Source organism: Rhizobium sp. BR 249 (assembly GCF_047445895.1).
GTDB lineage: Bacteria > Pseudomonadota > Alphaproteobacteria > Rhizobiales > Rhizobiaceae > Rhizobium.
Window position 1 is genome coordinate 45,448 of the sequence record NZ_JARWKX010000012.1, and the last position, 23,981, is coordinate 69,428.

At 63.0% G+C, this 23,981-nt stretch carries 23 protein-coding genes; 14 read left to right on the forward strand and 9 right to left on the reverse strand.

Going from position 1 to position 23,981, the window contains the following annotated elements; translation table 11 throughout:
• Positions 1-99: 99 nt before the first annotated feature.
• Positions 100-2,196 carry a bifunctional rhamnulose-1-phosphate aldolase/short-chain dehydrogenase gene (locus QD408_RS13290; RefSeq protein ID WP_414139615.1) on the reverse strand — a complete coding sequence of 699 codons (2,097 nt, stop codon included), beginning with the start codon at positions 2,194-2,196 and terminating at the stop codon, positions 100-102.
• Positions 2,197-2,397: 201 nt separating this feature from the next.
• Here QD408_RS13290 and QD408_RS13295 point away from each other — a divergent pair, with 201 nt between their 5' ends.
• From QD408_RS13295 to QD408_RS13335, 9 genes are all read left to right on the forward strand, one after another.
• Complete coding sequence (locus QD408_RS13295; protein ID WP_088683704.1) at positions 2,398-3,210, forward strand: DeoR/GlpR family DNA-binding transcription regulator; 813 nt, start codon at positions 2,398-2,400, stop codon at positions 3,208-3,210.
• Between the two features lie 47 nt (positions 3,211-3,257).
• Positions 3,258-4,253, forward strand: a complete 996-nt coding sequence (rhaS, locus tag QD408_RS13300) for a rhamnose ABC transporter substrate-binding protein (protein WP_088683705.1) — start codon at positions 3,258-3,260, stop codon at positions 4,251-4,253.
• Positions 4,254-4,413: 160 nt separating this feature from the next.
• Positions 4,414-5,946: a sugar ABC transporter ATP-binding protein gene (locus QD408_RS13305; protein WP_414139685.1), complete on the forward strand. Its 1,533-nt coding sequence runs from the start codon at positions 4,414-4,416 to the stop codon at positions 5,944-5,946.
• A 10-nt stretch (positions 5,947-5,956) separates the two neighbouring features.
• Positions 5,957-6,946: an ABC transporter permease gene (locus tag QD408_RS13310; RefSeq protein WP_088683791.1), complete on the forward strand. Its 990-nt coding sequence runs from the start codon at positions 5,957-5,959 to the stop codon at positions 6,944-6,946.
• Entirely contained in the window at positions 6,943-7,953 is a 1,011-nt protein-coding gene (locus QD408_RS13315) for an ABC transporter permease (RefSeq protein WP_414139616.1), read from the forward strand. The genes QD408_RS13310 and QD408_RS13315 overlap by 4 nt, the downstream gene beginning before the upstream one ends.
• Positions 7,950-8,270, forward strand: coding sequence for an L-rhamnose mutarotase (gene rhaM / locus QD408_RS13320; protein WP_414139617.1), 321 nt, complete (start codon positions 7,950-7,952; stop codon positions 8,268-8,270). Before QD408_RS13315 ends, rhaM begins: the two co-directional genes overlap by 4 nt.
• The gene (locus tag QD408_RS13325) at positions 8,267-9,646 is read left to right on the forward strand and encodes an FGGY-family carbohydrate kinase (protein ID WP_414139618.1); all 1,380 of its coding nucleotides are present in this window, start codon (positions 8,267-8,269) and stop codon (positions 9,644-9,646) included. Before rhaM ends, QD408_RS13325 begins: the two co-directional genes overlap by 4 nt.
• A gap of 77 nt (positions 9,647-9,723) precedes the next feature.
• Positions 9,724-10,482 (forward strand): fumarylacetoacetate hydrolase family protein, encoded by a 759-nt coding sequence (locus QD408_RS13330; protein ID WP_414139619.1) that lies wholly within the window; start codon positions 9,724-9,726, stop codon positions 10,480-10,482.
• Positions 10,483-10,641: 159 nt separating this feature from the next.
• Positions 10,642-11,421, forward strand: a complete 780-nt coding sequence (locus QD408_RS13335; protein WP_414139686.1) for an ABC transporter ATP-binding protein — start codon at positions 10,642-10,644, stop codon at positions 11,419-11,421.
• Between the two features lie 8 nt (positions 11,422-11,429).
• On the opposite strand, the gene mmsB is transcribed toward QD408_RS13335, so the two are convergent.
• From mmsB to QD408_RS13370, 7 genes are all read right to left on the reverse strand, one after another.
• Complete coding sequence (gene mmsB / locus QD408_RS13340; RefSeq protein ID WP_088683711.1) at positions 11,430-12,311, reverse strand: 3-hydroxyisobutyrate dehydrogenase; 882 nt, start codon at positions 12,309-12,311, stop codon at positions 11,430-11,432.
• Between the two features lie 9 nt (positions 12,312-12,320).
• Entirely contained in the window at positions 12,321-13,916 is a 1,596-nt protein-coding gene (locus QD408_RS13345) for a GMC family oxidoreductase (protein WP_414139620.1), read from the reverse strand.
• Between the two features lie 134 nt (positions 13,917-14,050).
• The gene (locus QD408_RS13350; protein WP_414139687.1) at positions 14,051-15,040 is read right to left on the reverse strand and encodes a branched-chain amino acid ABC transporter permease; all 990 of its coding nucleotides are present in this window, start codon (positions 15,038-15,040) and stop codon (positions 14,051-14,053) included.
• Positions 15,041-15,050: 10 nt separating this feature from the next.
• Positions 15,051-15,938: a branched-chain amino acid ABC transporter permease gene (locus QD408_RS13355; RefSeq protein ID WP_414139621.1), complete on the reverse strand. Its 888-nt coding sequence runs from the start codon at positions 15,936-15,938 to the stop codon at positions 15,051-15,053.
• Between the two features lie 4 nt (positions 15,939-15,942).
• Positions 15,943-16,644 carry an ABC transporter ATP-binding protein gene (locus QD408_RS13360; RefSeq protein WP_414139622.1) on the reverse strand — a complete coding sequence of 234 codons (702 nt, stop codon included), beginning with the start codon at positions 16,642-16,644 and terminating at the stop codon, positions 15,943-15,945.
• Positions 16,644-17,426, reverse strand: a complete 783-nt coding sequence (locus QD408_RS13365) for an ABC transporter ATP-binding protein (protein WP_088683716.1) — start codon at positions 17,424-17,426, stop codon at positions 16,644-16,646. Before QD408_RS13365 ends, QD408_RS13360 begins: the two co-directional genes overlap by 1 nt.
• Before the next feature lie 5 nt (positions 17,427-17,431).
• Positions 17,432-18,637: an ABC transporter substrate-binding protein gene (locus QD408_RS13370; protein ID WP_414139623.1), complete on the reverse strand. Its 1,206-nt coding sequence runs from the start codon at positions 18,635-18,637 to the stop codon at positions 17,432-17,434.
• 175 nt (positions 18,638-18,812) lie between these two features.
• Between QD408_RS13370 and QD408_RS13375 the strand changes: the two genes are divergently transcribed.
• Complete coding sequence (locus tag QD408_RS13375; RefSeq protein WP_414139624.1) at positions 18,813-19,766, forward strand: LysR family transcriptional regulator; 954 nt, start codon at positions 18,813-18,815, stop codon at positions 19,764-19,766.
• Here the strand turns inward: QD408_RS13375 and QD408_RS13380 are convergent, their stop codons facing one another.
• Positions 19,767-20,105, reverse strand: coding sequence for a cupin domain-containing protein (locus QD408_RS13380; RefSeq protein ID WP_088683718.1), 339 nt, complete (start codon positions 20,103-20,105; stop codon positions 19,767-19,769). It abuts the gene before it with no gap.
• Between the two features lie 172 nt (positions 20,106-20,277).
• Here QD408_RS13380 and QD408_RS13385 point away from each other — a divergent pair, with 172 nt between their 5' ends.
• The 4 genes from QD408_RS13385 (at position 20,278) to QD408_RS13400 (ending at position 23,974) form a co-directional block, all read left to right on the forward strand.
• On the forward strand, positions 20,278-21,465 hold the full coding sequence (locus tag QD408_RS13385; protein WP_414139625.1) for an acyl-CoA dehydrogenase: 1,188 nt from the start codon (positions 20,278-20,280) through the stop codon (positions 21,463-21,465).
• Between the two features lie 81 nt (positions 21,466-21,546).
• Complete coding sequence (locus QD408_RS13390) at positions 21,547-22,008, forward strand: DUF4126 family protein (RefSeq protein ID WP_414139626.1); 462 nt, start codon at positions 21,547-21,549, stop codon at positions 22,006-22,008.
• A complete protein-coding gene (locus QD408_RS13395; RefSeq protein WP_414139627.1) occupies positions 22,005-23,372 on the forward strand; it encodes an FAD-containing oxidoreductase in 1,368 nt (455 codons plus the stop codon). The genes QD408_RS13390 and QD408_RS13395 overlap by 4 nt, the downstream gene beginning before the upstream one ends.
• A 32-nt stretch (positions 23,373-23,404) precedes the next feature.
• The gene (locus QD408_RS13400) at positions 23,405-23,974 is read left to right on the forward strand and encodes a DedA family protein (RefSeq protein WP_088683722.1); all 570 of its coding nucleotides are present in this window, start codon (positions 23,405-23,407) and stop codon (positions 23,972-23,974) included.
• The last annotated feature ends 7 nt before the right edge of the window (positions 23,975-23,981 follow it).

Here is a 23,981-nt window from a genome sequence, read left to right on the forward strand (position 1 = left end):
AGTTCTTCGCTTCCCGCTCAGAACACGCGTCGCTTCGCTCAGCGTCCCCCTCATCTGCCTGCCGGCATCTTCTCCCCGCCGGGGAGAAGAGACCAAGCCTTACCGCGTAAAGCTCTGCACATTGCCGGCGTCGACGTTGATGATGTTGCCGGTCGATTTTGCCGAAAGGTCCGATGCGAGGAAGTAGATCGCCTCGGCGATATCTTCCGGGAACACGTTGAGCTTCAGCATCGAACGCTTGCGGTAATGTTCCTCGAGATCATCCACCTCGATCTTCGAGGAGGCTGCGCGCTGTTCGCGCCACTCGCCGCTCCAGATCTTCGAGCCGCGCAGCACCGCATCCGGGTTGACGGTGTTGACACGGATGCCGGCATCCGCGCCTTCCAGCGCCAGGCAGCGGGCGAGATGGATTTCGGCGGCCTTCGCCGTGCAATAGGCAGAAGCATTCGGCGAGGCGGCAAGTCCGTTCTTCGAGGCAACGAAGACGATGTTGCCACCGAGCGCCTGACGTCGGAACAGGCGGAAGGCCTCACGCGAGACGAGGAAATAGCCGGTCGCCAGAATATCGATATTGCGGTTCCACGTCGAAAGCTCGGTGGCTTCGATCGGTGCGGAGGAGGCAATGCCGGCATTCGAAACGAGGATATCGATGCCGCCGAATTCGACCGAAGCTTCCGCGAAGGAGGCGATCACCGCATCTTCCTTGGTGACGTCGAGCCGGACGCTGCGCACGGCATCGGCGCCGTATTTCTTGATGAAATCGGCTTCCGTGCCTTCGAGCGCCGCCTGGTCGATATCGGCAAGCACGACGCAGGCGCCCTCGCCGACGAGGCGGGCAGCCGTTGCGCGGCCGATACCGCCGGCGCCGCCGGTGACGAAGGCGACCTTGCCGGCAAGGCTCTTCGGCTTCGGCATGCGCTGGAGCTTCGCCTCTTCGAGCAGCCAGTATTCGATGTCGAAGGCTTCCTGCTCCGGCAGGCCCTGATATTCCGAGACCGTCGAAGCGCCGCGCATGACGTTGATGGCATTGACGTAGAATTCGCTGGCGATGCGGGCCGTCGCCTTGTCACGGGCAAAGGACAGCATGCCGACGCCGGGAACGAGGAAGATGACCGGATTGGCGTCGCGCATGGCGGGCGAATTGTCATGCTTGCAGTCGTTGTAATAGCGGGCGTAGTCGGCGCGGTAATCTTCCAGCGCCTTGTCGAGACCGGCAACGATCGCATCGACATCCGGCTTGGCCGGGTCGAAATCGACGATCAGCGGGCGGATCTTGGTGCGCAGGAAATGGTCCGGGCAGCTGGTGCCGAGCGCGCCGAGCGGACGCAGTTCCTTGGAATTGACGAATTCCAGAACCGCGTCCTGATCGTCGAAATGGCCGAGCTTGCGTTCCTGCTTGCCGATGCGGCCGCGAATCTCCGGCATCAGGCGGGCGGCGATGGCGCGACGTTCGGCAACCGGCAGGCTCTGCACGACCGCGCCACCGAAGATCGTCTTGCCTTCGGTCTGGCCGGCAAACCACTCGATCGCCTTGTTGATGATATCGAGCGTCAGCTCGTAGCAGGCCTTGGCGTCGTTTGCCCAGGTGAAGAGACCATGGCTTTCGAGCACGACACCCCTAGCGTTCGGGTTCGCCGTGACGAAGGCTTCGAGATCGAGGCCGAGCTGGAAGCCCGGACGGCGCCAGGGCAGCCAGCCGATCTCGTCACCGAAGATCTGCTTGGTCAGCTCCCTGGAATTCTTCGACGCGGCGATCGCGATGATCGCGTCGGGATGCATGTGGTCGACATGGGTGAAAGGCACGAAGCCGTGCAGCGGCGTGTCGATCGAGGCGGCGCGGGCATTCAGGTTGAAGGTGCAGTGCGGCAGAAAGCCGACCATGCGGTCTTCATCTTCGACACCCTTATAGATGCCCTTCAGCGCTTCCAGCTTGTCCTGATAGAGCGTGGCGAAACCGTCGAGCTTGATGGTGCCGACATCGCCGCCCGAGCCCTTGACCCAGAGCACTTTCACCTTCTCGCCGGTCAGCGGATCGGTTTCCATCACCTTCGCCGAGGTGTTGCCGCCGCCGTAATTGGTGATGCGCTTGTCGGCGCCGAGCAGATTGGAGCGATAGAGAAGCTTGCCGGGCTCATCGAGGCCTGCCGCGTAACCATCATCCCACCGGTTTTCCAGAAGCCGGACGTTCGCCGCCATGTCATCCTCCCATATGAAATCATCATCGGGACGCGAGGTTCGCGCCCCTTTTCGATGACCGGTATCGCTCATCAAAATGGAGTTTGTCAATCGAAAACGATCAAATTCGATTATTGTGCAGCGCAATATGAAAATTTATGATCGTTTGTGATTGACAGCTTTTAACGGATACGAAATAAATACGACAAGAGGAGGAACCCAATGCACGAACGTGAACGCCATCGCATTATCTTAAGCGCCGTTCAGGAGAAGTCCGTGGTCACGATCCAGGACATTTCCGAACTGACGGAAGCTTCTGAGGCGACGATCCGGCGCGATATCGCGGCTCTTCATGTGCAGGGCAAGATCCGGCGCGTCCGCGGCGGCGCGGAAGCGGTGCACCCGCCGCAGCTCGGCAATCTCGCCGGCCGGCCCTTCCGGGTTTCAGAATCAGTCAACATCGATAAAAAGCGCGCAATTGCGCGCGCAGCCGTCGATCTCTGCGAGGCGGGCGACGCCATCATCATCAATGGCGGCACCACCACCTTCCAGATGGTGCATTACATGGCCGGCCACCGCATGCAGGTCATGACCAACTCTTTTGCCATCGCCGAACATCTGGTGAAGCATTCCAAGAATACGGTGACGGTGCCGGGCGGCGCGATCTATCGCGAGCAGAGCCTGATCCTGTCGCCTTTCGATAATGACGCGATCCGCAATTTTTATGCGCGGCGCATGTTCATCGGCGCGCAGGGCGTCGGCCCGCTCGGCATCATGGAGGCGGACGCGCTCATCATCCAGAGCGAGCAGAAGCTGATGCACCAGGCCGACGAACTCGTCGTCATGGCCGATTCAAGCAAATTCAATCGCCGGTCGAGCCTCATTCTCTGCGCGCTCGACCGCGTTTCTGCGATCATCACCGATGACGGGATTTCGGAAGAGGCGACTCGCATGGTCGAGAACGCCGGCGTCCGGCTCATCGTCGCGAACCCGGTGGCGCAGCTTGCGAAGGAGGATTCCTCGTCGGTCGCATGAAGCGCCGCCGAGGTGTGGAAGTCTAATCTTAATGGGAGGAAAGTGACATGAAATTCGCGAAAACACTGGCACTCGGCGCAGCGCTCGCCGTCGCCATGATGGCCGGCACTGCCAGCGCCAAGGACATCAAGATCGGCCTCGTCGTGAAGTCGCTCGGCAACGGCTTCTTCGACGCCGCCAACAAGGGCGCACAGGAAGCCGCCAAGGAACTCGGCGGCGTAGAGGTCATCTACACCGGCCCGACGTCGACGACGGCCGAAGGCCAGATCGAAGTCATCAACTCGCTGATCGCCCAGGGCGTCGATGCCATCGCCGTTTCGGCCAACGATCCCGACGCGCTCGTTCCGGCGCTGAAGAAGGCGGCTCAGCGCGGCATCAAGGTGATCTCCTGGGATTCGGGCGTAGCACCGGAAGGCCGCATCCTGCAGCTCAACCCGTCGTCCAACGAGCTGATCGGCAAGATGTGCCTGACGCTCGTCAAGGATCACCTGGAAGGCGGCAAGGGCGACTTCGCCATCCTGTCGGCCACGACCACTTCGACCAACCAGAACATCTGGATCGACCAGATGAAGAAGCAGCTCAAGGATTTCGCCGGTCTCAATCTCGTCACCACGGTTTACGGCGACGACCTCTCCGACAAGTCCTATCGTGAAGCCGAAGGCCTGCTGAAGTCCAACCCGAACGTCAAGGTCATCGTCGCTCCGACGACGGTCGGCGTTCTCGCCGCTTCGAAGGTCGTCGAAGACAAGGGCCTCGTCGGCAAGGTCTACGTCACCGGTCTCGGCCTGCCGTCCGAAATGGCCGGCGCGATCAAGTCGGGCGCCACGAAGGAATTCGCCATCTGGAACCCGATCGACCTCGGCTACTCCGCCACCCAGATCGCCTATCGCCTCGTCAAGGGCGAAACCGACGGCAAGCCGGGCAGCGAAATCGAAGCCGGCCGCATGGGCAAGATCAAGGTCGGCGACAACGGCGAAGCCGCCATGGCCGATCCCTTCGTCTACAATGCTTCGAACATCGACCAGTTCTCCAAGGTCTTCTGATCGTTAAGACCCCCTCTGGCCTGCCGGCCATCTCCCCCACAAGGGGGGAGATAATCTGAAGCAACGCCCCCGCCCATCGCGAGCCTCGGTATCGCGATGGGTCAAGCCCCTCCCCCTTGTGGGGAGGGGTTGGGGAGGGGTTCTCAAGGTGAAACGAATAATGCACGCCGCAACGCAAAAGCACGATGTCAGCCCCATGCCCGATGCGCCCGCCATTCTGGAAATGCGCGGCATCTCCCAGATCTTTCCTGGCGTGAAAGCGCTCGACAATGTCAGCATTGCCCTTCACCCCGGCACGGTGACGGCGCTGATCGGCGAAAACGGCGCCGGCAAATCGACGCTCGTCAAGATCCTGACCGGCATCTACAGGCCGAACGAAGGTGAGATCCTGGTCGACGGCCGGACAGTGACCTTCGCCAGCGCCCAGGCCGCGATCGATGCAGGCGTCACCGCCATCCATCAGGAAACCGTGCTGTTCGACGAGCTGACGGTTGCCGAAAACATCTTCCTCGGCCATGCGCCGCGCACGCGCTTTCGCACCATCGACTGGCAGGTGATGAACACCCGCTCGAAGACGCTGCTGACGGCACTTGAAAGCAATATCGATCCGACGATCCGGCTGAAGGACCTCTCGATCGCGCAACGCCATCTCGTGGCAATCGCCCGCGCTTTGTCGATCGAGGCCCGCATCGTCATCATGGACGAACCGACCGCCGCTCTTTCCCGCAAGGAGATCGACGATCTCTTCCGCATCATCAAGGGTCTGAAGGAACAGGGCAAGGCGATCCTGTTCATCAGCCACAAGTTCGACGAGCTTTACGAGATCGCCGACGATTTCGTCGTCTTCCGCGACGGCCGCGCCGTCGGCCAGGGCCGGCTCAAGGAGACGCCGCAGGACGAGATCGTCCGCATGATGGTCGGCCGCGATGTCGAAAACGCCTTTCCGAAGATCGACGTGGCGATCGGCGCTCCGGTGCTCGAAGTCGAAAAATACAGCCACCGCACCGAATTCCGCGATATCTCGCTGACCCTGCGCAAGGGCGAGATCCTCGGCATCTACGGCCTGATCGGCGCCGGGCGTTCGGAACTCGCGCAATCGCTCTTCGGCATCACCAGGCCGCTCTCCGGCCGGCTGACGCTCGAAGGCCGGGAAATTTCGATCAACTCGCCGTATGATGCGATCCGCGCCGGCATCGTCTACGTGCCGGAAGAGCGCGGCCGCCACGGCCTGGCGCTGCCGATGCCGATCTACCAGAACATGACGCTGCCGTCGCTGGCGCGCACCTCGCGCAAGGGCTTCCTGCAGGCCGCGGAAGAATTCGCGCTCGCCCGCAAATATGCCGAGCGGCTGGATCTGCGCGCCGCCGCCCTCTCCGTTCCGGTCGGCACGCTGTCGGGCGGCAACCAGCAGAAGGTCGTCATCGGCAAGTGGCTCGCCACCATGCCCAAGGTCATCATTCTCGATGAACCCACAAAGGGCATCGACATCGGCTCGAAGGCTGCCGTCCACGGCTTCATCAGCGAACTCGCGGCCGAGGGCCTCTCCATCATCATGATCTCTTCCGAACTGCCCGAAATCATCGGCATGTCGGACCGCGTGCTGGTGATGAAGGAAGGCCTGTCGGCCGGGCTCTTCGAGCGCGATCAGCTTTCGCCGGAAGCGCTGGTGCGCGCGGCGACCGGAAATGCATGAGGTGACGAGCATGATGAGACTGATCAGAAAACGCGAAACGCTGCTCTTCGCCATCATCGTGGTGATGATCGTCGTCTTCTCGACGCGGGCCGCCGATTTCGCCACACCGGATAATCTCGCCGGCATCTTCAACGACACCGCAATCCTCATCATCCTGGCGCTCGCCCAGATGACTGTCATCCTGACGAAATCGATCGATCTCTCGGTTGCCGCCAATCTCGCCTTTACCGGCATGGCGATCGCGATGATGAATGCCGCCTTTCCCGGCCTGCCGCTGATCGTGCTGATCCTTGCCGCGGTCGTGATCGGCGCGGCCCTCGGCACCATCAACGGCTTCCTCGTCTGGCGCCTCGAAATCCCACCGATCGTCGTGACCCTCGGCACGCTCACCATCTATCGCGGCATGGCCTTCGTGCTCTCCGGCGGCGCCTGGGTAAACGCGCACCAGATGACGCCGACCTTCCTCGCCGTTCCCCGCACGCCGATCCTCGGACTGCCGGTGCTGAGCTGGGTCGCGATCATCATCGTCGCGCTGATGTACATGCTGCTGCGCTACAGCCAGTTCGGCCGCTCGGCCTATGCGACCGGCGGCAACCCGACGGCTGCCGTCTATGCCGGCATCGATACCGGCAAGACGAAATTCCTTGCCTTCGTGCTCTCGGGCGCTTTGGCCGGCCTTTCCAGCTATCTCTGGGTCTCGCGTTATGCCGTCGCCTATGTCGATATCGCCAACGGCTTCGAACTCGACAGCGTCGCGGCCTGCGTGATCGGCGGCATTTCCATTGCCGGCGGCGTCGGCTCGGTCGCCGGTACGGTGCTCGGCGCGCTGTTCCTCGGGGTCATCAAGAACGCGCTGCCGGTCATCGGCATTTCACCCTTCACGCAGATGGCGATATCAGGCACCGTCATCATCCTTGCCGTCGTCTTCAACGCACGGCGCGAGCGCAATCGAGGCCGCATCATCCTGCGTGACCGCGCGGCAGCGGAGGTCGCAGCATGAGCGCAGTTTCCTCAACACCCGAAAAACGGGTCATTCCCGATCGCCTCGGCACGCCGTTCAGGCGCATCATTTCGAGCTGGGAAGTGCTGCTCTTCGGTGTGGCCGTCCTGATCTTCATCTTCAATTCCGTGGCCTCGCCTTACTTCCTCGATGCCTGGAACCTCTCGGACGCGACCTTCAACTTCACCGAAAAGGCGATGATCGCCTTCGCCATGGCGCTGCTCGTCATCTCGGGCGAGATCGACCTCTCAGTCGCCGCGATCATCGCGCTCGCCTCGACGGCGATGGGCGCGGCAGCGCAGCTTGGCATCGGCACACCGGGATTGGTGCTGATCGGCATCGGCACCGGCCTTGCCTGCGGCATCTTCAACGGTGTGCTCGTCTCGGTGCTGAAACTGCCGTCGATCGTCGTTACCATCGGCACGATGAGCCTGTTCCGCGGCATTTCCTATATCGTGCTCGGCGATCAGGCCTACGGTAAGTACCCGGCCGATTTTGCCTATTTCGGTCAGGGCTACGTGTTCTGGGTCTTTTCCTTCGAATTCGTCCTGTTCATCGTGCTCGCGATCCTCTTCGCCATCCTGCTGCATGCGACGAATTTCGGCCGGCAGGTCTATGCGATCGGCAACAATGATTTCGCCGCCCGCTTCTCCGGCATTCCGGTCGAGCGCGTCAAATTCATTCTCTTCCTGCTGACCGGTGTCATGAGCGGCGTTGCCGCCGTCTGCCTGACCTCGCGCCTCGGCTCGACTCGGCCGTCGATCGCTCAGGGGTGGGAACTCGAAGTCGTCACCATGGTCGTGCTCGGCGGCATCTCGATCCTCGGCGGCTCCGGCAGGATCGGCGGCGTCGTCATCGCCGCCTTCGTCATGGGCCTCGTCACCTTCGGCCTCGGCCTGTTGAACGTGCCCGGCATCGTCATGTCGATCTTCATCGGCCTGCTTCTGATCATCACCATCGCGATCCCGATCATCGCCCGCCGCATCAAGCTCATGAGCTCCCGATGACCTTGGAAAAACACGCCTTCAAGATGCAGCTCAATCCCGGCATGGAAGCCGAATATCGCAAGCGGCACGACGAGATCTGGCCGGAACTGGTCGATCTCCTGCACCAGTCGGGCGCCAGCGACTATTCCATCCATCTCGACCGTCAGACCAACACGCTATTCGGCGTGCTGACGCGGCCTGTCGATCACACGATGGCGAGCCTGCCGGAGCATCCGGTCATGAAGAAATGGTGGGCTCATATGGCCGATATCATGGCGACCAATCCGGACAATTCGCCTGTTCAAAGCGACCTCGTCACGCTCTTCCATATGCCATGACCACCAGCTCCTATCGCCGCATCGCCGTTCTCGACATCGGCAAGACCAATGCCAAGGTCGTCGTGCTCGACAGCGGGACGGGCGCCGAGATCGCCGTTCTGAAGCGGCCGAACATCACGATCAAGACCGGCCCCTACCCGCATTACGATATCGAGGCGCTCTGGTCCTTCGCGCTCGATGCGCTGAAGCGCCTTGCGCGGGAGCCCGGCTTTGATGCCATTTCGATCACCACCCATGGCGCCGCCGCTGCACTGCTCGGCCGGGACGGGACACTCGCCATGCCCGTCATCGACTACGAACATGAATATCCGCAGGAGATCCGCGACGCCTACACCGGGCTGCGTCCTTCCTTCGACGAAACCTTCTCGCCGCGCCTTGCGATGGGTCTCAATGTCGGCGCGCAGCTGCATTACCAGAAAACAGCCTTTCCCGAGGAATTCGCTGAGGTCACTGAGATCGTAACCTATGCGCAATATTGGGCGGCGCGGCTGACCGGCGTCGTCGCCAACGAACTGACGTCGCTCGGCTGCCACACCGACCTCTGGAACCCAAAAACATCAAGCTATTCCTCATTGGTCGACAAGCTCGGCATCCGCGACCTGATGGCGCCGATCCGCTCCGCCTTCGATGCGCTCGGTCCTGTTCGGCCTGATATCGTCGCCGAACTCGGCCTTGCCGCACCTGTGCCTGTCTATTGCGGCATTCACGATTCCAACGCCTCGCTGCTGCCGCATCTCGTCCATCGCCAGGCGCCCTTCGCCGTCGTCTCCACAGGCACATGGGCCATCAATTTCGGCGTCGGCGGCGATCTCGATCACCTCGATGCGAAACGCGATGCGCTCGCCAATGTCGATGCCTATGGCCGCGCCGTCCCCTCCTCGCGTTTCATGGGCGGGCGGGAATTCGAGATCCTTTCCGCTGAGATCGGCCCCGTGAACGACGAAGCCGCCTGGGCAGCGATCGGTGCTGTGATCGGCAAGGGCACGATGCTGCTGCCCAACATTGCGCCCGGCTCCGGACCCTTCCCGGGAAAGGTAGGTCGTTGGATCGGCGCCGAGAAAGCAAGCCGCGAGGCGCGTCATGCCGCCGCCTGCCTCTACCTGGCGCTGATGACCGACGCCTGCCTCGCACTGATCGGCGCCAAAGGCCCTATCATCGTCGAAGGACCTTTTGCTTTGAACGAGACCTATCTCAAGGTACTTGCAGCACTTACCGGCCGCGAGGTTCTGGCGCTTCCCGGCTCGACCGGCACCAGCCAGGGTGCGGCGCTGCTCACCGGCATCCGGCCGGTCTCCGGTGCCGAGAGGCACTTTGCACCGGCCGATATCCCGGGATTGGCCGCCTATCGCGACCGCTGGTACGCGGCGATGGAATAGGAGTCTTTCCAAGAACGGCCTTGTTCGCCCCGGCCTTGCGGTTAGTGTGCACCTCGAACATCATTCGAGGAGATAGCATGACAGAGATATTCGATCCGCGCGGCCTCGCATCCACGCTTCACCGCCTGCGCCAATCCGGCAGGCAGGAGGCAACGAGCACGTTCGCGCTGCCGGCCGATCTGCATCAGGCGATGGAGGCGCAGAATTTCCTCGCCGCCGCGGACGACATTTCCAGCAACGCCTGGAAGGTGACCGTCTCGCCGGAGGGCCAAGCAGTCACCGGCCCGCTGCATCCCTATGCCGAAGCCGTCTCCGGCGCTGATATTCCATGGTATCCGGGGCTGAAATTCGAAACCGAGATTGCCGTGCGCCTCGGCAAGGATCTGCCGATCCGCGCGGGTAAGCCGTACAGCCGCGCCGAAGTGGTCGAGGCGATCTCCTCCGTCTATCTCGGCGCCGAGCTGCTGGTCAGCGCCATTAGGGAAAGCGGCGGCGTGTCCTTTCTGCTGTTTGTCGCCGACCGCCTCGGCAATAGCGGCTATGTCCTCGGCCCACAGATCGACAGGAACCTCGTCGATACCGCCCCCGGCACGTCGCTCAAGGTCATCCATGCCGGCCGCACCATCTATGACGGTCCCGCGCAGCATCCGAAGGGCGACGTTCTCACCTGGCTCGTCGACTACGCCAATGACGGGCTGCGCCCCGAAGCATCGCTGAAGACGGGCGCGCTCGTCACGACGGGCACGTTGAGCGGCGCGATCGAACTGACCGAACCTGGCGAGATCGATATCCTGCTCGGCGACAGCAGACTGAATTTTTCGGTGTCGAAGGCATGATTGGCGCCTGTTCTGCCTGCGGCCGCCGCCATGCCCGCACGGCCGCCTTCAAGCTCGGCAGAAAATGTTAAGTTGACAATCCAGGTTTAGTTTTGCAGGAACCGGGTGCGGGAGGGAGGCTTGCCTTTTGAACCTGCAGCGCCGAACCTGGAGCAGACCATGCCTTCGCCTTTCCTTGCCCTGTCGGAAATCGACTATGCCATCGGGCCGAAACCCGTGCTGTCCGGCATCGATCTGACGCTCGAGCATGGCCGCATCTACGGCCTGGTGGGGCCGAACGGCTCCGGCAAGAGCACGCTTTTGAAGATCGTCGCCCGCCAGATCGCACCGAAATCCGGTGCCATCGCTTTCGACGGCAGATCGGCGGCGGACTGGGGTGCCCGGGAATTTGCCCGGCACGTCGCCTACATGCCGCAGTTCACCCCGGCGACCGACGGCATGACCGTTCGGGAACTGATCGCGCTCGGCCGCTTCCCCTGGCATGGCACGCTCGGCCGCTTCACAGCGGCGGACCGCAGCAAGGTAGAGGAGGCAATCACCCGTACCGAGCTTGAGAATTTTGCCGATCGTCTCGTCGCCAACATGTCCGGCGGCGAGCGTCAGCGCGCCTGGATCGCCATGATGCTCGCCCAAGATGCCCGCTGCCTCTTGCTCGACGAACCGACATCGGCGCTCGACCTCGCCCATCAGGCAAGCGTCCTCTCCCTGGTGCAGGAACTCAGCCACGAACGCGGGCTGACCGTCATTATCGTGCTACACGATATCAACCTCGCCGCGCGTTACTGCGATGCGATCATCGCGCTCAACCGCGGCCGGATCACCGCCGAAGGCACGCCCGCCGAGATCATGCAGGCCGACAAGCTGCGATCGATTTTCGGCGTCGGCATGGGCGTCTTCCCGCATCCGGTTCGAAACGAGCCGGTCAGCTATCTCCTGTAGGCCACCGCCTAAACCTTCTCACGGAACATCTCGATGATGGCGGAAAAATCCCTTCCGCCATTGCCCTGCTTTTCGAACAGCGCGAAAAGCTGGGCCGCTTCCGCACCCATCGGCGTGGACGCACCGCTCGCCAGCGCCGCCTCCTGCGAGAGTCTCAGATCCTTCAGCATCAGCGCCGCGGCAAAACCCGGCTTGTAACCGTTGTTGGCAGGCGAGGTCGGCACCGGCCCGGGCACCGGGCAATAGGTATTGATCGCCCAGCATTGGCCCGACGAGGTGGAGGCGACGTCGAACAGCGCCTGATGCGAAAGGCCGAGTTTCTCGGCGAGCACGAAGCCTTCGCAGACGCCGATCATCGAAATGCCGAGGATCATGTTGTTGCAGATCTTGGCCGCCTGGCCGGCGCCCGCCTCGCCGCAATGGACGATCTTCTTGCCCATCGCCTCCAGGATCGGCTTCGCCCGGGCGAAGGCCTCGTCCGAGCCGCCCGCCATGAAGGTCAACGTGCCTGCGGTCGCCCCGCCGGTGCCGCCGGAGACGGGCGCGTCGAGCGACGGGCAGCCTGCGGCCTTGGCCATCTCATGCGCCTTGCGGCTGCTTTCGACATCGATTGTGGAGCAATCGATGACAAGCGTGTCCTGCGCCGCGGTCTGCAGGATGTCCGTCCAGGCCGTCAGCACGTGTTTGCCCTGCGGCAGCATAGTGATGACGATTTCGGCGTCCTTCACCGCCTGGCTGGCATGGCTCGCCGGCTTGACGCCGCTCGCCTCGGCCGCCTTCAGCACGGGAGCGGCGAGATCGAAGCCAAGGACTTCGTGACCCGACTTGACGAGATTGGCCGCCATCGGCCCGCCCATATTGCCCAATCCGATGAATGCGATCCTTGCCATGGTCTTCTCCTATCGATTGTCTTCGAGGATCATCGCGGCCGCCTTCTCAGCGATCATGATCGTCGGCGAATTGGTGTTGCCCGAGGTGATCGACGGCATCACCGAGGCGTCGGCGATCCTGAGCTTGCCGAGCGCGCGCAGTTTCAGCCGGGGATCGACGACGCTGTCCCGGTCTGCGCCCATGCGGCAGGTGCCGACGGGATGGAAGATCGTCGTGCCGATATCGCCCGCCGCCCGCTCCAGATCGGCCTCCGTCTGATAGCTGGGGCCGGGCTTGAATTCCTCCGGCCGGAAGCGGGCGAAGGAAGGCTGCGCGACGATCTTGCGCGTCAACCGTATGGAGCGGACAGCTATGTCACGATCGCGCTGCGTCGAGAGGTATTTCGGGCTGATCGTCGGCTGGGCGGCGAAATCCGGGCTCGACAGATGCACCGAACCCCGGCTTTCCGGCCTCAGATTGCAGACGCTCGCCGTGATCGCCGGGAAGGGATGGACGGGATCGCCGAACTTCTCCAGTGAGACCGGCTGCACGTGATATTGCAGATCAGGCGTTTCCCGGTCCGGGCCCGAACGGGTGAAGATGCCGAGCTGGCTCGGCGCCATCGCCATCGGGCCGGAGCGGCGCACGAGATATTCGAGCCCGATCGCCGCCTTGCCGATCAGCTTGGTCGCCTTCTCGTTCAAGGTTGGAACGCCGGTCACTTTGTAGGCGAGGCGCAGTTGCAAATGATCCTGCAGGTTCTCGCCGACGCCTTTCACCTCGGTGACGACATCGACGCCCGCCTGCCGCAGCACCTCGCCCTTGCCGATGCCGGACAGTTCCAGAATATGCGGCGAGCCGATCGAGCCGGCGGAAAGGATGGTTTCCCGGGCCGCATAGGCGCGTTTGGCGACGCCATCATGCTGGAACTCGACGCCGGCAACAGTGCCCTCCTCCACCAGCAGCCGGCGGACCTGGGCTTTGGTCAAAACGGTCAGGTTCGCGCGCTTCATTGCCGGGCGCAGAAAGGCCTTGGAGGTGTTCCAGCGAATGCCGGAGCGCTGGTTGACGTCGAAATAGCCGGAGCCCTCGTTGCTGCCGCGGTTGAAATCCGCCGTCTCCGGAATGCCTGCCTCCCTCGCCGCCTGCTGGAAGGCATCGAGCACGGCCCAGCGCACCCGCGCCTTCTCGATGCGCCATTCGCCGCCGGCGCCGTGCATGTCATCGGCGCCACGATAGAAATCCTCGGATTTCGTGAAGAAGGGCAGAATATCGTCCCAGCCCCAGCCGGTGCAGCCCATCTGCCGCCAGAGGTCGTAGTCGCGGGCCTGGCCGCGCATGTAGATCATGCCGTTGATCGACGAACAGCCGCCGAGCACCTTGCCGCGGGGATAGGTGAGCGCCCGGCCGTTCAGCCCCGCTTCCGGCGCCGTGGTGAAGCACCAGTCGGTGCGCGGATTGTTGATGCAATAGAGATAGCCCACAGGAATATGGATCCAGTGGTAGTTGTCGCTGCCGCCGGCTTCGAGCAGCAGGACACGGCTTCTTCCATCGGCCGACAGCCGGTTGGCGAGCACGCAGCCGGCGCTGCCTGCCCCGATGATGATGTAGTCGTAGCGATCCATGCCCCTCACGAAACTCCAGATGCTTTCTGCTTCCCTCTCTCCGTGGGTCGGGGAGAGGGACAGACGCAGCGCCGCCGCCCATCTCTTTTCCGGGGGAAGAGAGCTCCTTCCCGGAAAGAGAGAGGTCCGCCCGTTCAGCGGCGATAGACGAAGCCCAGTTTCCGCCCCAGCCGCGAAGCGTAGAATTCGCCGATGATGCCGCGGCGGAAGATCAGCACGCAGACCATGAAGACGATGCCGGTGATGATCGTCACCGGGAATTCCGAGGTGGCGAGGTAGTTTTCCAGCGCCACCACCAGCCCCGCGCCGAAAAGCGGGCCGATCAGCGTGCCGATGCCGCCGAGCAGCGTCATCAGGATCACTTCGCCCGACATCTGCCAAGCGACGTCGGTGAGCGTCGCGAATTGGAAGACGAGCGATTTCACCGCGCCCGCCAGCCCGGCAAGCGCCGCCGACATGACGAAGGCGCCGAGCTTGTAGCGCGCCACGGAATAGCCGAGCGAGATCGCCCGTTGCTCGTTCTCGCGGATCGATTTCAGGATCATGCCGAAGGGCGAGTTGATGAAACGCCAGATGATCAGGATGCCGATCAGAAAGACGGCCAGCACGAAATAATACATGTTGGTCGAGTTGTTCAGATCGATGAAGCCGAAGAGGTGACCGCGCGGCACCGATTGAATGCCGTCCTCGCCTTCGGTGAACTCCGCCTGCAGGCAGAAGAAGAAGAACATCTGCGACAGCGCCAGCGTGATCATCGCGAAATAGATGCCCTGCCGGCGGATCGCGAAGAAGCCCATGACCAGGCCGAGAAACGCTGCGCCCGCCACGCCGATCAGGATGCCGAGTTCCGGTGGCAGCCCCCATGCCTTCACCGTGTAGGCGGTGAAATAGGCCGCCCCGCCGAAGAAGGTGGCATGGCCGAAGGAAAGCAGGCCGGTATAGCCGAGCAGCAGGTTGAAGGCGCAGGCGAACAGCGCGAAGCAGAGCAGCTTCATCAGGAAGATCGGATAGAAGAAGAACGGCGCCAGCAGCAGGAGCAGCAGCCCGGCAAGCAGGAAGCCCGCCTGGACCGAAAGGGCGGTCCGGCTTTTTTCCGTTCGGACGGTTTCGTTGATGTCGGTGATGTCAGCCATGTCAAGCATCCCGGCCGAAGAGGCCCGCGGGCCTGATGAGAAGCACGATCGCCATGATGACGAAGATCACGATGTTGGACGCCTCGGGATAGAAGACCTTGGTCAAGCCCTCGGCAATGCCGAGCACATAGCCGGTGATGATCGCGCCCATGATCGATCCCATGCCGCCGACCACGACCACGGCGAAGACGACGATGATCATGTTCGAGCCCATCAGCGGCGAGACCTGGTAGATCGGCGCCGCCAGCACGCCGGCAAAAGCGGCAAGCCCGGCGCCGAGCGCATAGGTCAGCGTCAGCAGCACCGGCACATTGACACCGAAGACCTGCACCAGCACGGCGTTTTCGGTGGCAGCGCGGAGATAGGCCCCGAGCTTGGTCTTCTCGATCAGCAGCCATGTGCCGAGGCAGACGACAAGCGAGACGACGACCACCCAGCCGCGATAGATCGGCAGGAACATGAAGCCGAGATTGGCCCCGCCGGCAAGCGCCGCCGGCGTCGCATAGGGTTGGCCGGACGAGCCGTAAAGATAGCGGAAGGTGCCTTCGACCGCGAGCGCCAGCCCGAAGGTAAAGAGCAGGCCGTAGAGCGGATCGAGATCGTAGAGCCGGCGCAGGAACAGCCGCTCGATGACGGCGCCGGCAAGGCCGACGATGACGGGCGCCAGGATCAGCGACGGCCAGTAGCCGATGCCGGCATAGGTCAGCAGCAGATAGGCGGCGAAGGCGCCGAGCATATATTGGGCGCCATGGGCGAAGTTGATCACCCGGAGCAGGCCGAAGATGATGGCGAGGCCGAGGCTGAGCAACGCATAGAACGAGCCATTGATCAGGCCGATCAACAGCTGGCCGAGCAGCGCCTGCAGGGGAATGCCGAAGATCATCGTCATCTGGTCACACTCCCAGAACCTTGTGCAGCGTATCCATGCGCTGCGGCAGTTCGCCGACCGGGAATTCCGACACCATCTGCCCATGATCCATCAGATAGAAGCGATCGGCAATACGGCTGGCGAAGCGGAAGTTCTGCTCGACGAGCAGGATCGTCATGCCGCGCTCCTTGAGTTTCTTCAGCACCTCGCCGATGCGCTGGACGATGACGGGAGCAAGCCCTTCCGTCGGTTCGTCGAGAATGAGCAGCCGCACACCAGTGCGGAGAATCCGGGCGATCGCCAGCATCTGCTGCTCGCCGCCTGATAGTTTGGTGCCCGGGCTGCCGCGGCGCTCGTAGAGATTGGGAAAGAGCTCATAGATCTCGTCGAGCGTCATGCCGCCCTCCGCCACGACAGGCGGCAGCAGCAGGTTTTCCGAAACCGTGAGCGTCGAAAAGATGCCGCGCTCCTCCGGCACGAAGCCGATGCCCCGATGCGCCGTCTTGTGCAGCGGTACCTGCATCATGTCGCTGCCGGCAAAGCTGATCCTGCCCTTGCGGGCGCGCACGATGCCGGTGATGGTGCGCAGTGTCGTCGTCTTGCCGACGCCGTTGCGGCCGAGAATGGTGATCGTCTCGCCTTCGCCGACATGCATGTCGACCCCGTGCAATATGTGGCTTTCGCCGTACCAGGCATTGAGGCCCTGAACTTCGAGGAGAGCGGCCATCAATGCTCCTCCGTACCCATGTAGGCCACGCGGACGCGCTCGTCCTGGCTGACGGTGGCATAATCGCCTTCCGCGAGGATCTCGCCGCGCTGAAGCACGGTGACGTGCTGGCAGATATTGGCGACGACGGAGAGATTGTGCTCGACCATCAGCACGGCCCGATCGCGGGCGACGTCGCGAATGATCGATGAGACGACGCCGACATCCTCATGCCCCATGCCGGCCATCGGTTCGTCGAGCAGCAGCACCTTCGGATCGAGCGCCAGTGTCGTGGCGATCTCCAGCACCCGCTTGCGGCCATAGGAAAGATCGGCGGCGATATGGTCGCGTTCCTTGGAAAGCCCGACGCTGGCAAGCAGCTGCTCGGCGCGCTCGTTCAGCCGGTCAAGCGCCGAGAGAGGCCGCCAGAACTGGGTGGAGAGGTTGTTCGGCCGTTGCAGCGCCACGCGCACATTGTCGAGCACGGAGAGGTGCGGAAAGACCGCCGAAATCTGGAAAGAGCGCACCAGCCCCATGCGCGCCACCTTATCGGGCGCGGTGCCGGTGATATCGGTGCCCATCAGGGTGATCGTTCCCGCCGTCGGCTGCAGGAACTTCGTCAAGAGATTGAAGACCGTCGTCTTGCCGGCGCCGTTCGGGCCGATCAGTGCATGCACGCTGGCGTCATGCACGTCGAGATCGACGTTCTTGACGGCCGTGAAGCCGCCGAAATCACGGCGCAGGCCGCGGGCGGACAGGACCACCCGCGGCTTTGCCTGAGTTTCAATCGCGGAAACCGCCATCGTGCTTACTTCACCAGATCGCAGCCGCTCTTGGCGGGATCGATATAGGCTTCCTTGCCGGGAATGGTGGCGAGAACGTTGAAGTAATCCCACGGCTCCTTGCTTTCTGAAGGCTTCTTGACCTGCAGCAGGTACATGTCGTGGATCATGCGGCCATTGGCGCCAACCGTGCCGCCGCGGCCGAAGACGTCGTCGACGGGCATGTCATGCAACAGCTTGGCGACGGCTTCCGTATCGTCGGTGCCGGCCTTCTGCACCGCCTTCAGATATTGCGTCACCGCCGAATAGGTGCCGGCGTGGACCATGTTCGGCATCTTGCCGGTGCGGTCGAAGAACTTCTTGGCGAAGGCGCGGCTCTCGTCGTCGCGGTTCCAGTAGAAGCCTTCCGTCAGCGTCAGCCCCTGCGCCGCTTCGAGGCCGAGGCCGTGCACTTCGGCGAGCGTGAAGAGCAGCGCCGCCAGATGCTGGCCGCCCTGGGTGATGCCGAATTCGGCCGCCTGCTTGATGGCATTCGAGGTGTCGAGACCGGCATTGGCAAGGCCGATCACCTTGGCGCCGGAGGATTGCGCCTGCAGCAGGAAGGACGAAAAGTCCTGCGTCGACAGCGGGTGTCGAACCGAGCCGACGACCGTGCCGCCGCTCGCCTTGACGTAATCGGTCGTCTGCTGTTCCAGCGAATAGCCGAAGGCATAGTCGGCGGTCAGGAAGAACCAGCTGTCGCCGCCCTGCTTGACGAGCGCGCCGCCGGTGCCGACGGCCAAGGCATGCGTGTCGTAGGCCCAGTGGAAACCGTAGGGCGAGCAGGCCTTGCCGGTCAGATCCGTCGTCGCAGCACCGGTGACGATGTCGATCTTCTTCTTTTCCTTGCCGATCGCCTGCACGGCGAGCGCCACCGAGGAGGTCGTCAGTTCCATGATCGCATCGACCTGCTCGGTGTCGTACCATTGGCGGGCGATGTTGGAGGCGATGTCAGGCTTGTTCTGGTGGTCGGCATCGACGATCTCGACCGGTACACCCAGCACCTTGCCGCCGAAATCCTCGACCGCCATCTTGGCGGCTTCGACGGAAGACTTGCCGCCGAAGTCGGCGTAGACGCCCGACTGGTCGTTCAGAATGCCGATCTTGACCTTGCCGTCGGTCGCGCTCTGCGCGAGCACCGCGGTGCTGCTTGCAAGCAGAAATGCTACGGACGCAATGAAACTCTTTCGCATATTCTCTCCTCCCAGAGATTAGCCAGATTACGGTTCTGTTCAGATTTGGCCAGCCGCGCTCCTCAGAGCGGCCGACCCTCAGCTTACGATCAAGGAAATTCCGCCTTGAAGCAACGGGTGGTTTACAACTAATTCCAAACAGTATCTGTTCGTTTTTGAACAGATGGGGATCGCGATGACCAACCCACCGCAGTTTACTTGGGACGATCTTCAATTTTTTCTAGCCGTCGCCCGCACAGGACAGCTCTCGACGGCTGCCCGCCAGCTGCGTTCCAGCCATGCCACGGTTTCGCGCCGCATCGACCGGCTGGAATTCACCCTCAAGGTCAAGCTCTTCGAGCGCAATCCGCGCGGCTACGTGCTGACATCAATGGGCACGCGTTTCATCGAGACGGCCGAGAAGATGGAGCAGGAGACCGAGCGGCTGCGCGCCGATCTCGCCGACGGCTCGATGGCGCAACGCGGCCTGGTGCGCCTCAGCGCGCCGGAGGGTTTTGCCAATTTCTTCTTCGCGCCGGTACTGCCGCGCTTCGCCGCCCGGCATCCGCATCTCTCGCTCGAACTGGTGACGATCCAGCAGATCATGTCGCTGTCGCGCAAGGAAGCCGATATCTCCGTCGTGCTCGACGAGCCGAAAGGCGGTCCCTATTTCGCCGAGAAGCTGACGGACTACCATCTGCAGATCTATGGCTCACGCGACTATCTGGCAAAGGCTCCTGAGATCACCTGCCGCGACGACCTGCTCGGCCATCCCTTCGTCAGCTATATCGAAGAGATGATCTTCGCGCCGGGCCTGGACTATCTCGGCGACGTGCATCCGCGCATCAAGCCGCAATTCCAGAGCTCCAGCATCTTCGCGCAGCTTACCGCCACCCGAAACGGCCTCGGCCTCTGCATCCTGCCCTATTTCTTCGCCAGCCGTTATCCCGAACTCGTGCGCGTGCTGCCCGAAGAGATCGACCTCAAGCGCCAGTACTGGATCACCTGCCACCGCGATCTGAAACAGGCGCCGCGCGTGCGCGCCGTCATCGATTTCCTGCGCGAAGCGGTGCGCGGCGAGGATGCGCGCTTCGTGCCGCCCTATGTCACCGCCGCCGGCCCGGCACGACGCGCAAAGGCCGAAAACTGACTATTTCAGGAACTCGGCCCGGTGCGGTGTGAAGGTATCGATCAGCCGGCCCTTTTCCAGCGCCCGGACGCCGTGGACGAGATTGGGCGGCACGATGAAGCTGCCGCCCTGCCTGAGCAATTCGGTGCGGCCATCGATCGTCACTTCGAAGCTGCCTTCCGCGACATAACTTGCCTGGATATGCGGATGCGAATGAGCAGCACCCACCGCGCCGCTTTCGAAGGCCACTTCCACCATCATCATCTCGGGCAGATAGGTCATGATGCGCCTGGTGACGCCGGGCTCCGGATTGACCCATTCGGCGCCTTCGGCCGATACGAACAGATCGCTTGACGACATTTCCGCCTCCTCGTTCCAGAATCTTGCGCGCAAAGTGGATCATGCCGCGGCCTTTGAAAAGGGCCGAAAGGCACCTTTTGATGTGGGTCGACTTCTGTTGACGCAGTCGGCTGGCGGGTCTATGGCCAGATTGAACGAGGCAAGCCTGAATTCACGGTGAGGAGACGCCGCCATGCAGCATACGCGCGAGGTTTTCGACTGGACCGACCCCTTCCGGCTGGCGGAACAGCTCACCGACGAAGAGCGCATGGTGCAGGACACCGCCCATTCTTACGCGCAGGAAAAGCTTGCTCCGCGCGTTATCGACGCCTTCCGCAATGAAAAGACCGATCCCGAAATCTTCCGCGAAATGGGCGCCCTCGGCCTGCTCGGGCCGACGATCTCGCCCGATTACGGCGGCGCTGGCCTCGGCTATGTCGCCTACGGCCTGATCGCCCGCGAGGTCGAGCGTGTCGACAGCGGCTACCGCTCGATGATGAGCGTCCAGTCCTCGCTCGTCATGGTGCCGATCGAAACCTTCGGGTCGCAGGCGCAGAAGCAGCAATACCTGCCGAAGCTTGCAACCGGCGAATGGATCGGCTGCTTCGGCCTGACCGAGCCCGATCACGGCTCCGACCCCGGCTCGATGGCGACGCGCGCCAGAAAGGTCGACGGCGGCTACAGCCTCACCGGTTCGAAGACCTGGATATCGAACGCACCGATCGCCGATGTCTTCGTCGTCTGGGCCAAGACCGAGGACGGTCTCATCCGCGGCTTCATCCTCGAAAAGGGCTGGAAGGGACTTTCGGCTCCCGCCATCCACGGCAAGGTGGGCCTGCGCGCCTCGATCACAGGCGAAGTGGTGATGGACGGGGTCTTCGTGCCCGAGGAAAACCTGCTGCCCGGCGTCACCGGCCTCAAGGGACCGTTCACCTGCCTCAACTCGGCCCGCTTCGGCATCGCCTGGGGCGCGCTCGGCGCGGCCGAGGATTGTTATGCGAGAGCCCGGCAATACACGCTGGAGCGCAAACAGTTCGGCCGGCCGCTTGCCGCCAACCAGCTGATCCAGAAGAAGCTCGCCGACATGGCGGCGGAAATCTCGCTCGGCCTGCAGGGCTGCCTGCGGCTCGGCCGCATGAAGGAGGAAGGCCATCCGCCGGTGGAGCTGACCTCGATCCTCAAGCGCAACAGCTGCGGCAAGGCGCTCGACATCGCGCGCGCTTCCCGCGACATGCTCGGCGGCAACGGCATCTCCGACGAATTCGGCATCGCCCGCCACCTCGTCAACCTCGAAGTGGTCAACACCTATGAGGGCACGCACGACATCCACGCACTGATCATCGGCCGCGCAATCACGGGTATCGCCGCCTTCGCGAACTGAATAATCGGCAAATTTGCCACGCGCCTGACAATGTGCAACCTTCCCTGATTGCGGCACGAAGCCGGCGAAGAGGGGGATCGCATGTTTCTGCTTCTTGCATTGCTGATCGGTGTCGTCTCTGGCCTTCGCACCATGACCGCGCCGGCCGCCGTCGCCTGGGGCGCGGCTCTCGGCTGGTTCGACGTGTCGCAGACGCCGCTTGCCTTCATGGGCTACCGCTGGACGCCGTGGATCTTCACGGTCCTCGCTGTGATCGAACTGATCGCCGACCAGTTGCCGTCAACGCCATCGCGCAAGGTGCCGATGCAGTTCGCAGCCCGCATCGTCTCGGGCGCGCTCTCAGGCGCCGCGATCGGCGCGGCCAGCAGCCTGCTCTTCGGCGGGTTGGTCGCCGGCGTGATCGGCGCCGTGATCGGCACTTATGGCGGGGCGGCCGTCCGCGGCAGGCTTGCCGCCTCGTTCGGCAGGGATCTGCCGGCCGCCCTCATCGAGGATGCCGTCGCCGTCGTCGGCGCGGTGCTGATCGTGGGGGCCGTGTCATGAAGAGCTTCGACGCCATCGTCATCGGCGCCGGCCAGGCCGGCCCGTCGCTTGCCGCCCGAATGGTCGACAAGGGCATGAAAGTGGCGCTGATCGAGCGCAAGTTCCTCGGCGGCACCTGCGTCAATGCCGGCTGCATGCCGACGAAGACGCTGGTCGCCAGCGCCCGCGCCGCCCATGTCGCAAGAAGCGGCGCGGCCTACGGCGTCAAAATCCCCGGCGAGGTCGCCGTCGACATGAAGGTGGTGAGAGCCCGGGCCGAAACGGTGACCATGAATGCGCGCAACGGCCTGATCGGTTGGCTCGGCGGCATGGACGGCATGAGCGTGATCTACGGTCATGCCCGCTTCGAAGGCCCGAAGACCGTCAGCGTCAACGGGGAGACGCTGACCGCACCGCGCATCTTCCTCAATGTCGGCGCACGGCCCGTCATCCCCGAACTGCCTGGTATCGACGATATCGACTACCTCACCAGCACCTCGATCATCGATCTCGACACGCTGCCAAGGCATCTCGCCGTGATCGGCGGCAGCTATATCGGGCTGGAATTCGCGCAGATGTATCGCCGCTTCGGCGCCGAAGTCAGCGTCATCGAACATGGCCCGAAGCTCGCATCGCGCGAGGACGAGGATATATCCGATGCGATCGCCGAGATCCTGCGCGCCGAAGGTATCGATGTCCACACCGATGCCGGCAATATCGCGTTCGCTAGACATGGCGGCGGGACGACCGTCACCGCCGGCTCCGCGGAGATCGATGCGAGCCATGTGCTGATCGCCACCGGCCGCAAGCCGAACACCGACGATCTCGGCCTCGATGCCGCTGGTGTGGCTACGGATAAGCGCGGTTACATCACCGTCGACGACAGGCTCGCCACCAATGTCGAGGGCATCTTCGCACTTGGCGACTGCAACGGCCACGGCGCCTTCACGCATACTTCCTACAATGATTTCGAGATTGCCGCCGCCAATCTGCTCGACGGCGATGACCGCAAGGTGTCGAGCCGCATCCTGGCCTATGCGCTCTATATCGATCCGCCGCTCGGCCGCGTCGGGATGACCGAGAAGCAGGCGCGCGCCTCGGGGCGCAAGATCCTGGTCTCGACGCGCCCGATGAGCCGCGTCGGCCGGGCCAACGAACGCGGCGAGACCAAGGGCTTCATGAAAGTGATCGCCGACGCCGAGACCAAGGAGATACTCGGCGCGGCAATCCTGGGCATCGAAGGCGACGAAGTGATCCACGGCTTGATCGATGCGATGAATGCGGGAACGACCTATCAGACGCTGCAATGGTCGGTGCCGATCCATCCCACCGTGTCGGAACTGATCCCGACGCTGCTTGGCGACCTGAAGCCGGTTCAGCCGTGACCTGACCTCGGAACAATTGGAGGCGGGTGGGCATGTCTATCGAAGCGCTGATCGAGAATTACGGCCTGCTGGCGATATTCTTGGGCGCGGCCTTCGAAGGCGAGACGGCCGCCTTCCTCGGCGGCGTGGTCGCTCATCGCGAACTGCTCACCTATTGGTCGGCGTCGCTTGCGGCCACCGCAGGCTCCTTCGCCGGCGATCAGCTCTGGTTCTTCGCCGGCCGTTATGCCGCGCAATGGAGCGTCGTGCGCCGGCTGATGGAAAAGCCGGCGCTTGCTCGCGCAACCGGGCTTCTGGAACAATATCCCACGGGCTTCATCCTGGCGTTTCGTTTTCTGGTGGGATTGCGGACGATCAGCCCTGTTGTCATCGGCACGACCCGGATACCGACCGGAAAATTCATCGCCCTGAATGCTGTAGCCGCGCTGGTCTGGGGGCAGCTTTTCACGGCGCTCGGTTATCTGTTCGGACACAGCATCCAGCAGACACTCGGCCACCTTCCCCTTCACCGTCACCTGCTGATCGCGGTCGGCGCCGCGGCTGTCGTCGCGGCCGCGGTCCTTGCCTTTCGCAAGATGAAACCGAGTGCCGGCCACTCATAAGAGCGCG

Bases quoted from the DNA above. Each gene is read 5' to 3' on its own strand.
- QD408_RS13290 (WP_414139615.1), bottom strand. From the start codon at position 2,196: ATGGCGGCGAACGTCCGGCTTCTGGAAAACCGGTGGGATGATGGTTAC.
- QD408_RS13295 (WP_088683704.1), top strand. From the start codon at position 2,398: ATGCACGAACGTGAACGCCATCGCATTATCTTAAGCGCCGTTCAGGAG.
- QD408_RS13345 (WP_414139620.1), bottom strand. From the start codon at position 13,916: ATGGATCGCTACGACTACATCATCATCGGGGCAGGCAGCGCCGGCTGC.
- QD408_RS13380 (WP_088683718.1), bottom strand. From the start codon at position 20,105: ATGTCGTCAAGCGATCTGTTCGTATCGGCCGAAGGCGCCGAATGGGTC.
- rhaS (WP_088683705.1), top strand. From the start codon at position 3,258: ATGAAATTCGCGAAAACACTGGCACTCGGCGCAGCGCTCGCCGTCGCC.
- mmsB (WP_088683711.1), bottom strand. From the start codon at position 12,311: ATGGCAAGGATCGCATTCATCGGATTGGGCAATATGGGCGGGCCGATG.
- QD408_RS13305 (WP_414139685.1), top strand. From the start codon at position 4,414: ATGCACGCCGCAACGCAAAAGCACGATGTCAGCCCCATGCCCGATGCG.
- QD408_RS13325 (WP_414139618.1), top strand. From the start codon at position 8,267: ATGACCACCAGCTCCTATCGCCGCATCGCCGTTCTCGACATCGGCAAG.
- QD408_RS13310 (WP_088683791.1), top strand. From the start codon at position 5,957: ATGATGAGACTGATCAGAAAACGCGAAACGCTGCTCTTCGCCATCATC.
- QD408_RS13400 (WP_088683722.1), top strand. From the start codon at position 23,405: ATGTCTATCGAAGCGCTGATCGAGAATTACGGCCTGCTGGCGATATTC.
- QD408_RS13335 (WP_414139686.1), top strand. From the start codon at position 10,642: ATGCCTTCGCCTTTCCTTGCCCTGTCGGAAATCGACTATGCCATCGGG.
- QD408_RS13360 (WP_414139622.1), bottom strand. From the start codon at position 16,644: ATGGCCGCTCTCCTCGAAGTTCAGGGCCTCAATGCCTGGTACGGCGAA.
- QD408_RS13385 (WP_414139625.1), top strand. From the start codon at position 20,278: ATGCAGCATACGCGCGAGGTTTTCGACTGGACCGACCCCTTCCGGCTG.
- QD408_RS13390 (WP_414139626.1), top strand. From the start codon at position 21,547: ATGTTTCTGCTTCTTGCATTGCTGATCGGTGTCGTCTCTGGCCTTCGC.
- QD408_RS13330 (WP_414139619.1), top strand. From the start codon at position 9,724: ATGACAGAGATATTCGATCCGCGCGGCCTCGCATCCACGCTTCACCGC.
- rhaM (WP_414139617.1), top strand. From the start codon at position 7,950: ATGACCTTGGAAAAACACGCCTTCAAGATGCAGCTCAATCCCGGCATG.
- QD408_RS13395 (WP_414139627.1), top strand. From the start codon at position 22,005: ATGAAGAGCTTCGACGCCATCGTCATCGGCGCCGGCCAGGCCGGCCCG.
- QD408_RS13355 (WP_414139621.1), bottom strand. From the start codon at position 15,938: ATGACGATGATCTTCGGCATTCCCCTGCAGGCGCTGCTCGGCCAGCTG.
- QD408_RS13315 (WP_414139616.1), top strand. From the start codon at position 6,943: ATGAGCGCAGTTTCCTCAACACCCGAAAAACGGGTCATTCCCGATCGC.
- QD408_RS13370 (WP_414139623.1), bottom strand. From the start codon at position 18,637: ATGCGAAAGAGTTTCATTGCGTCCGTAGCATTTCTGCTTGCAAGCAGC.
- QD408_RS13365 (WP_088683716.1), bottom strand. From the start codon at position 17,426: ATGGCGGTTTCCGCGATTGAAACTCAGGCAAAGCCGCGGGTGGTCCTG.
- QD408_RS13375 (WP_414139624.1), top strand. From the start codon at position 18,813: ATGACCAACCCACCGCAGTTTACTTGGGACGATCTTCAATTTTTTCTA.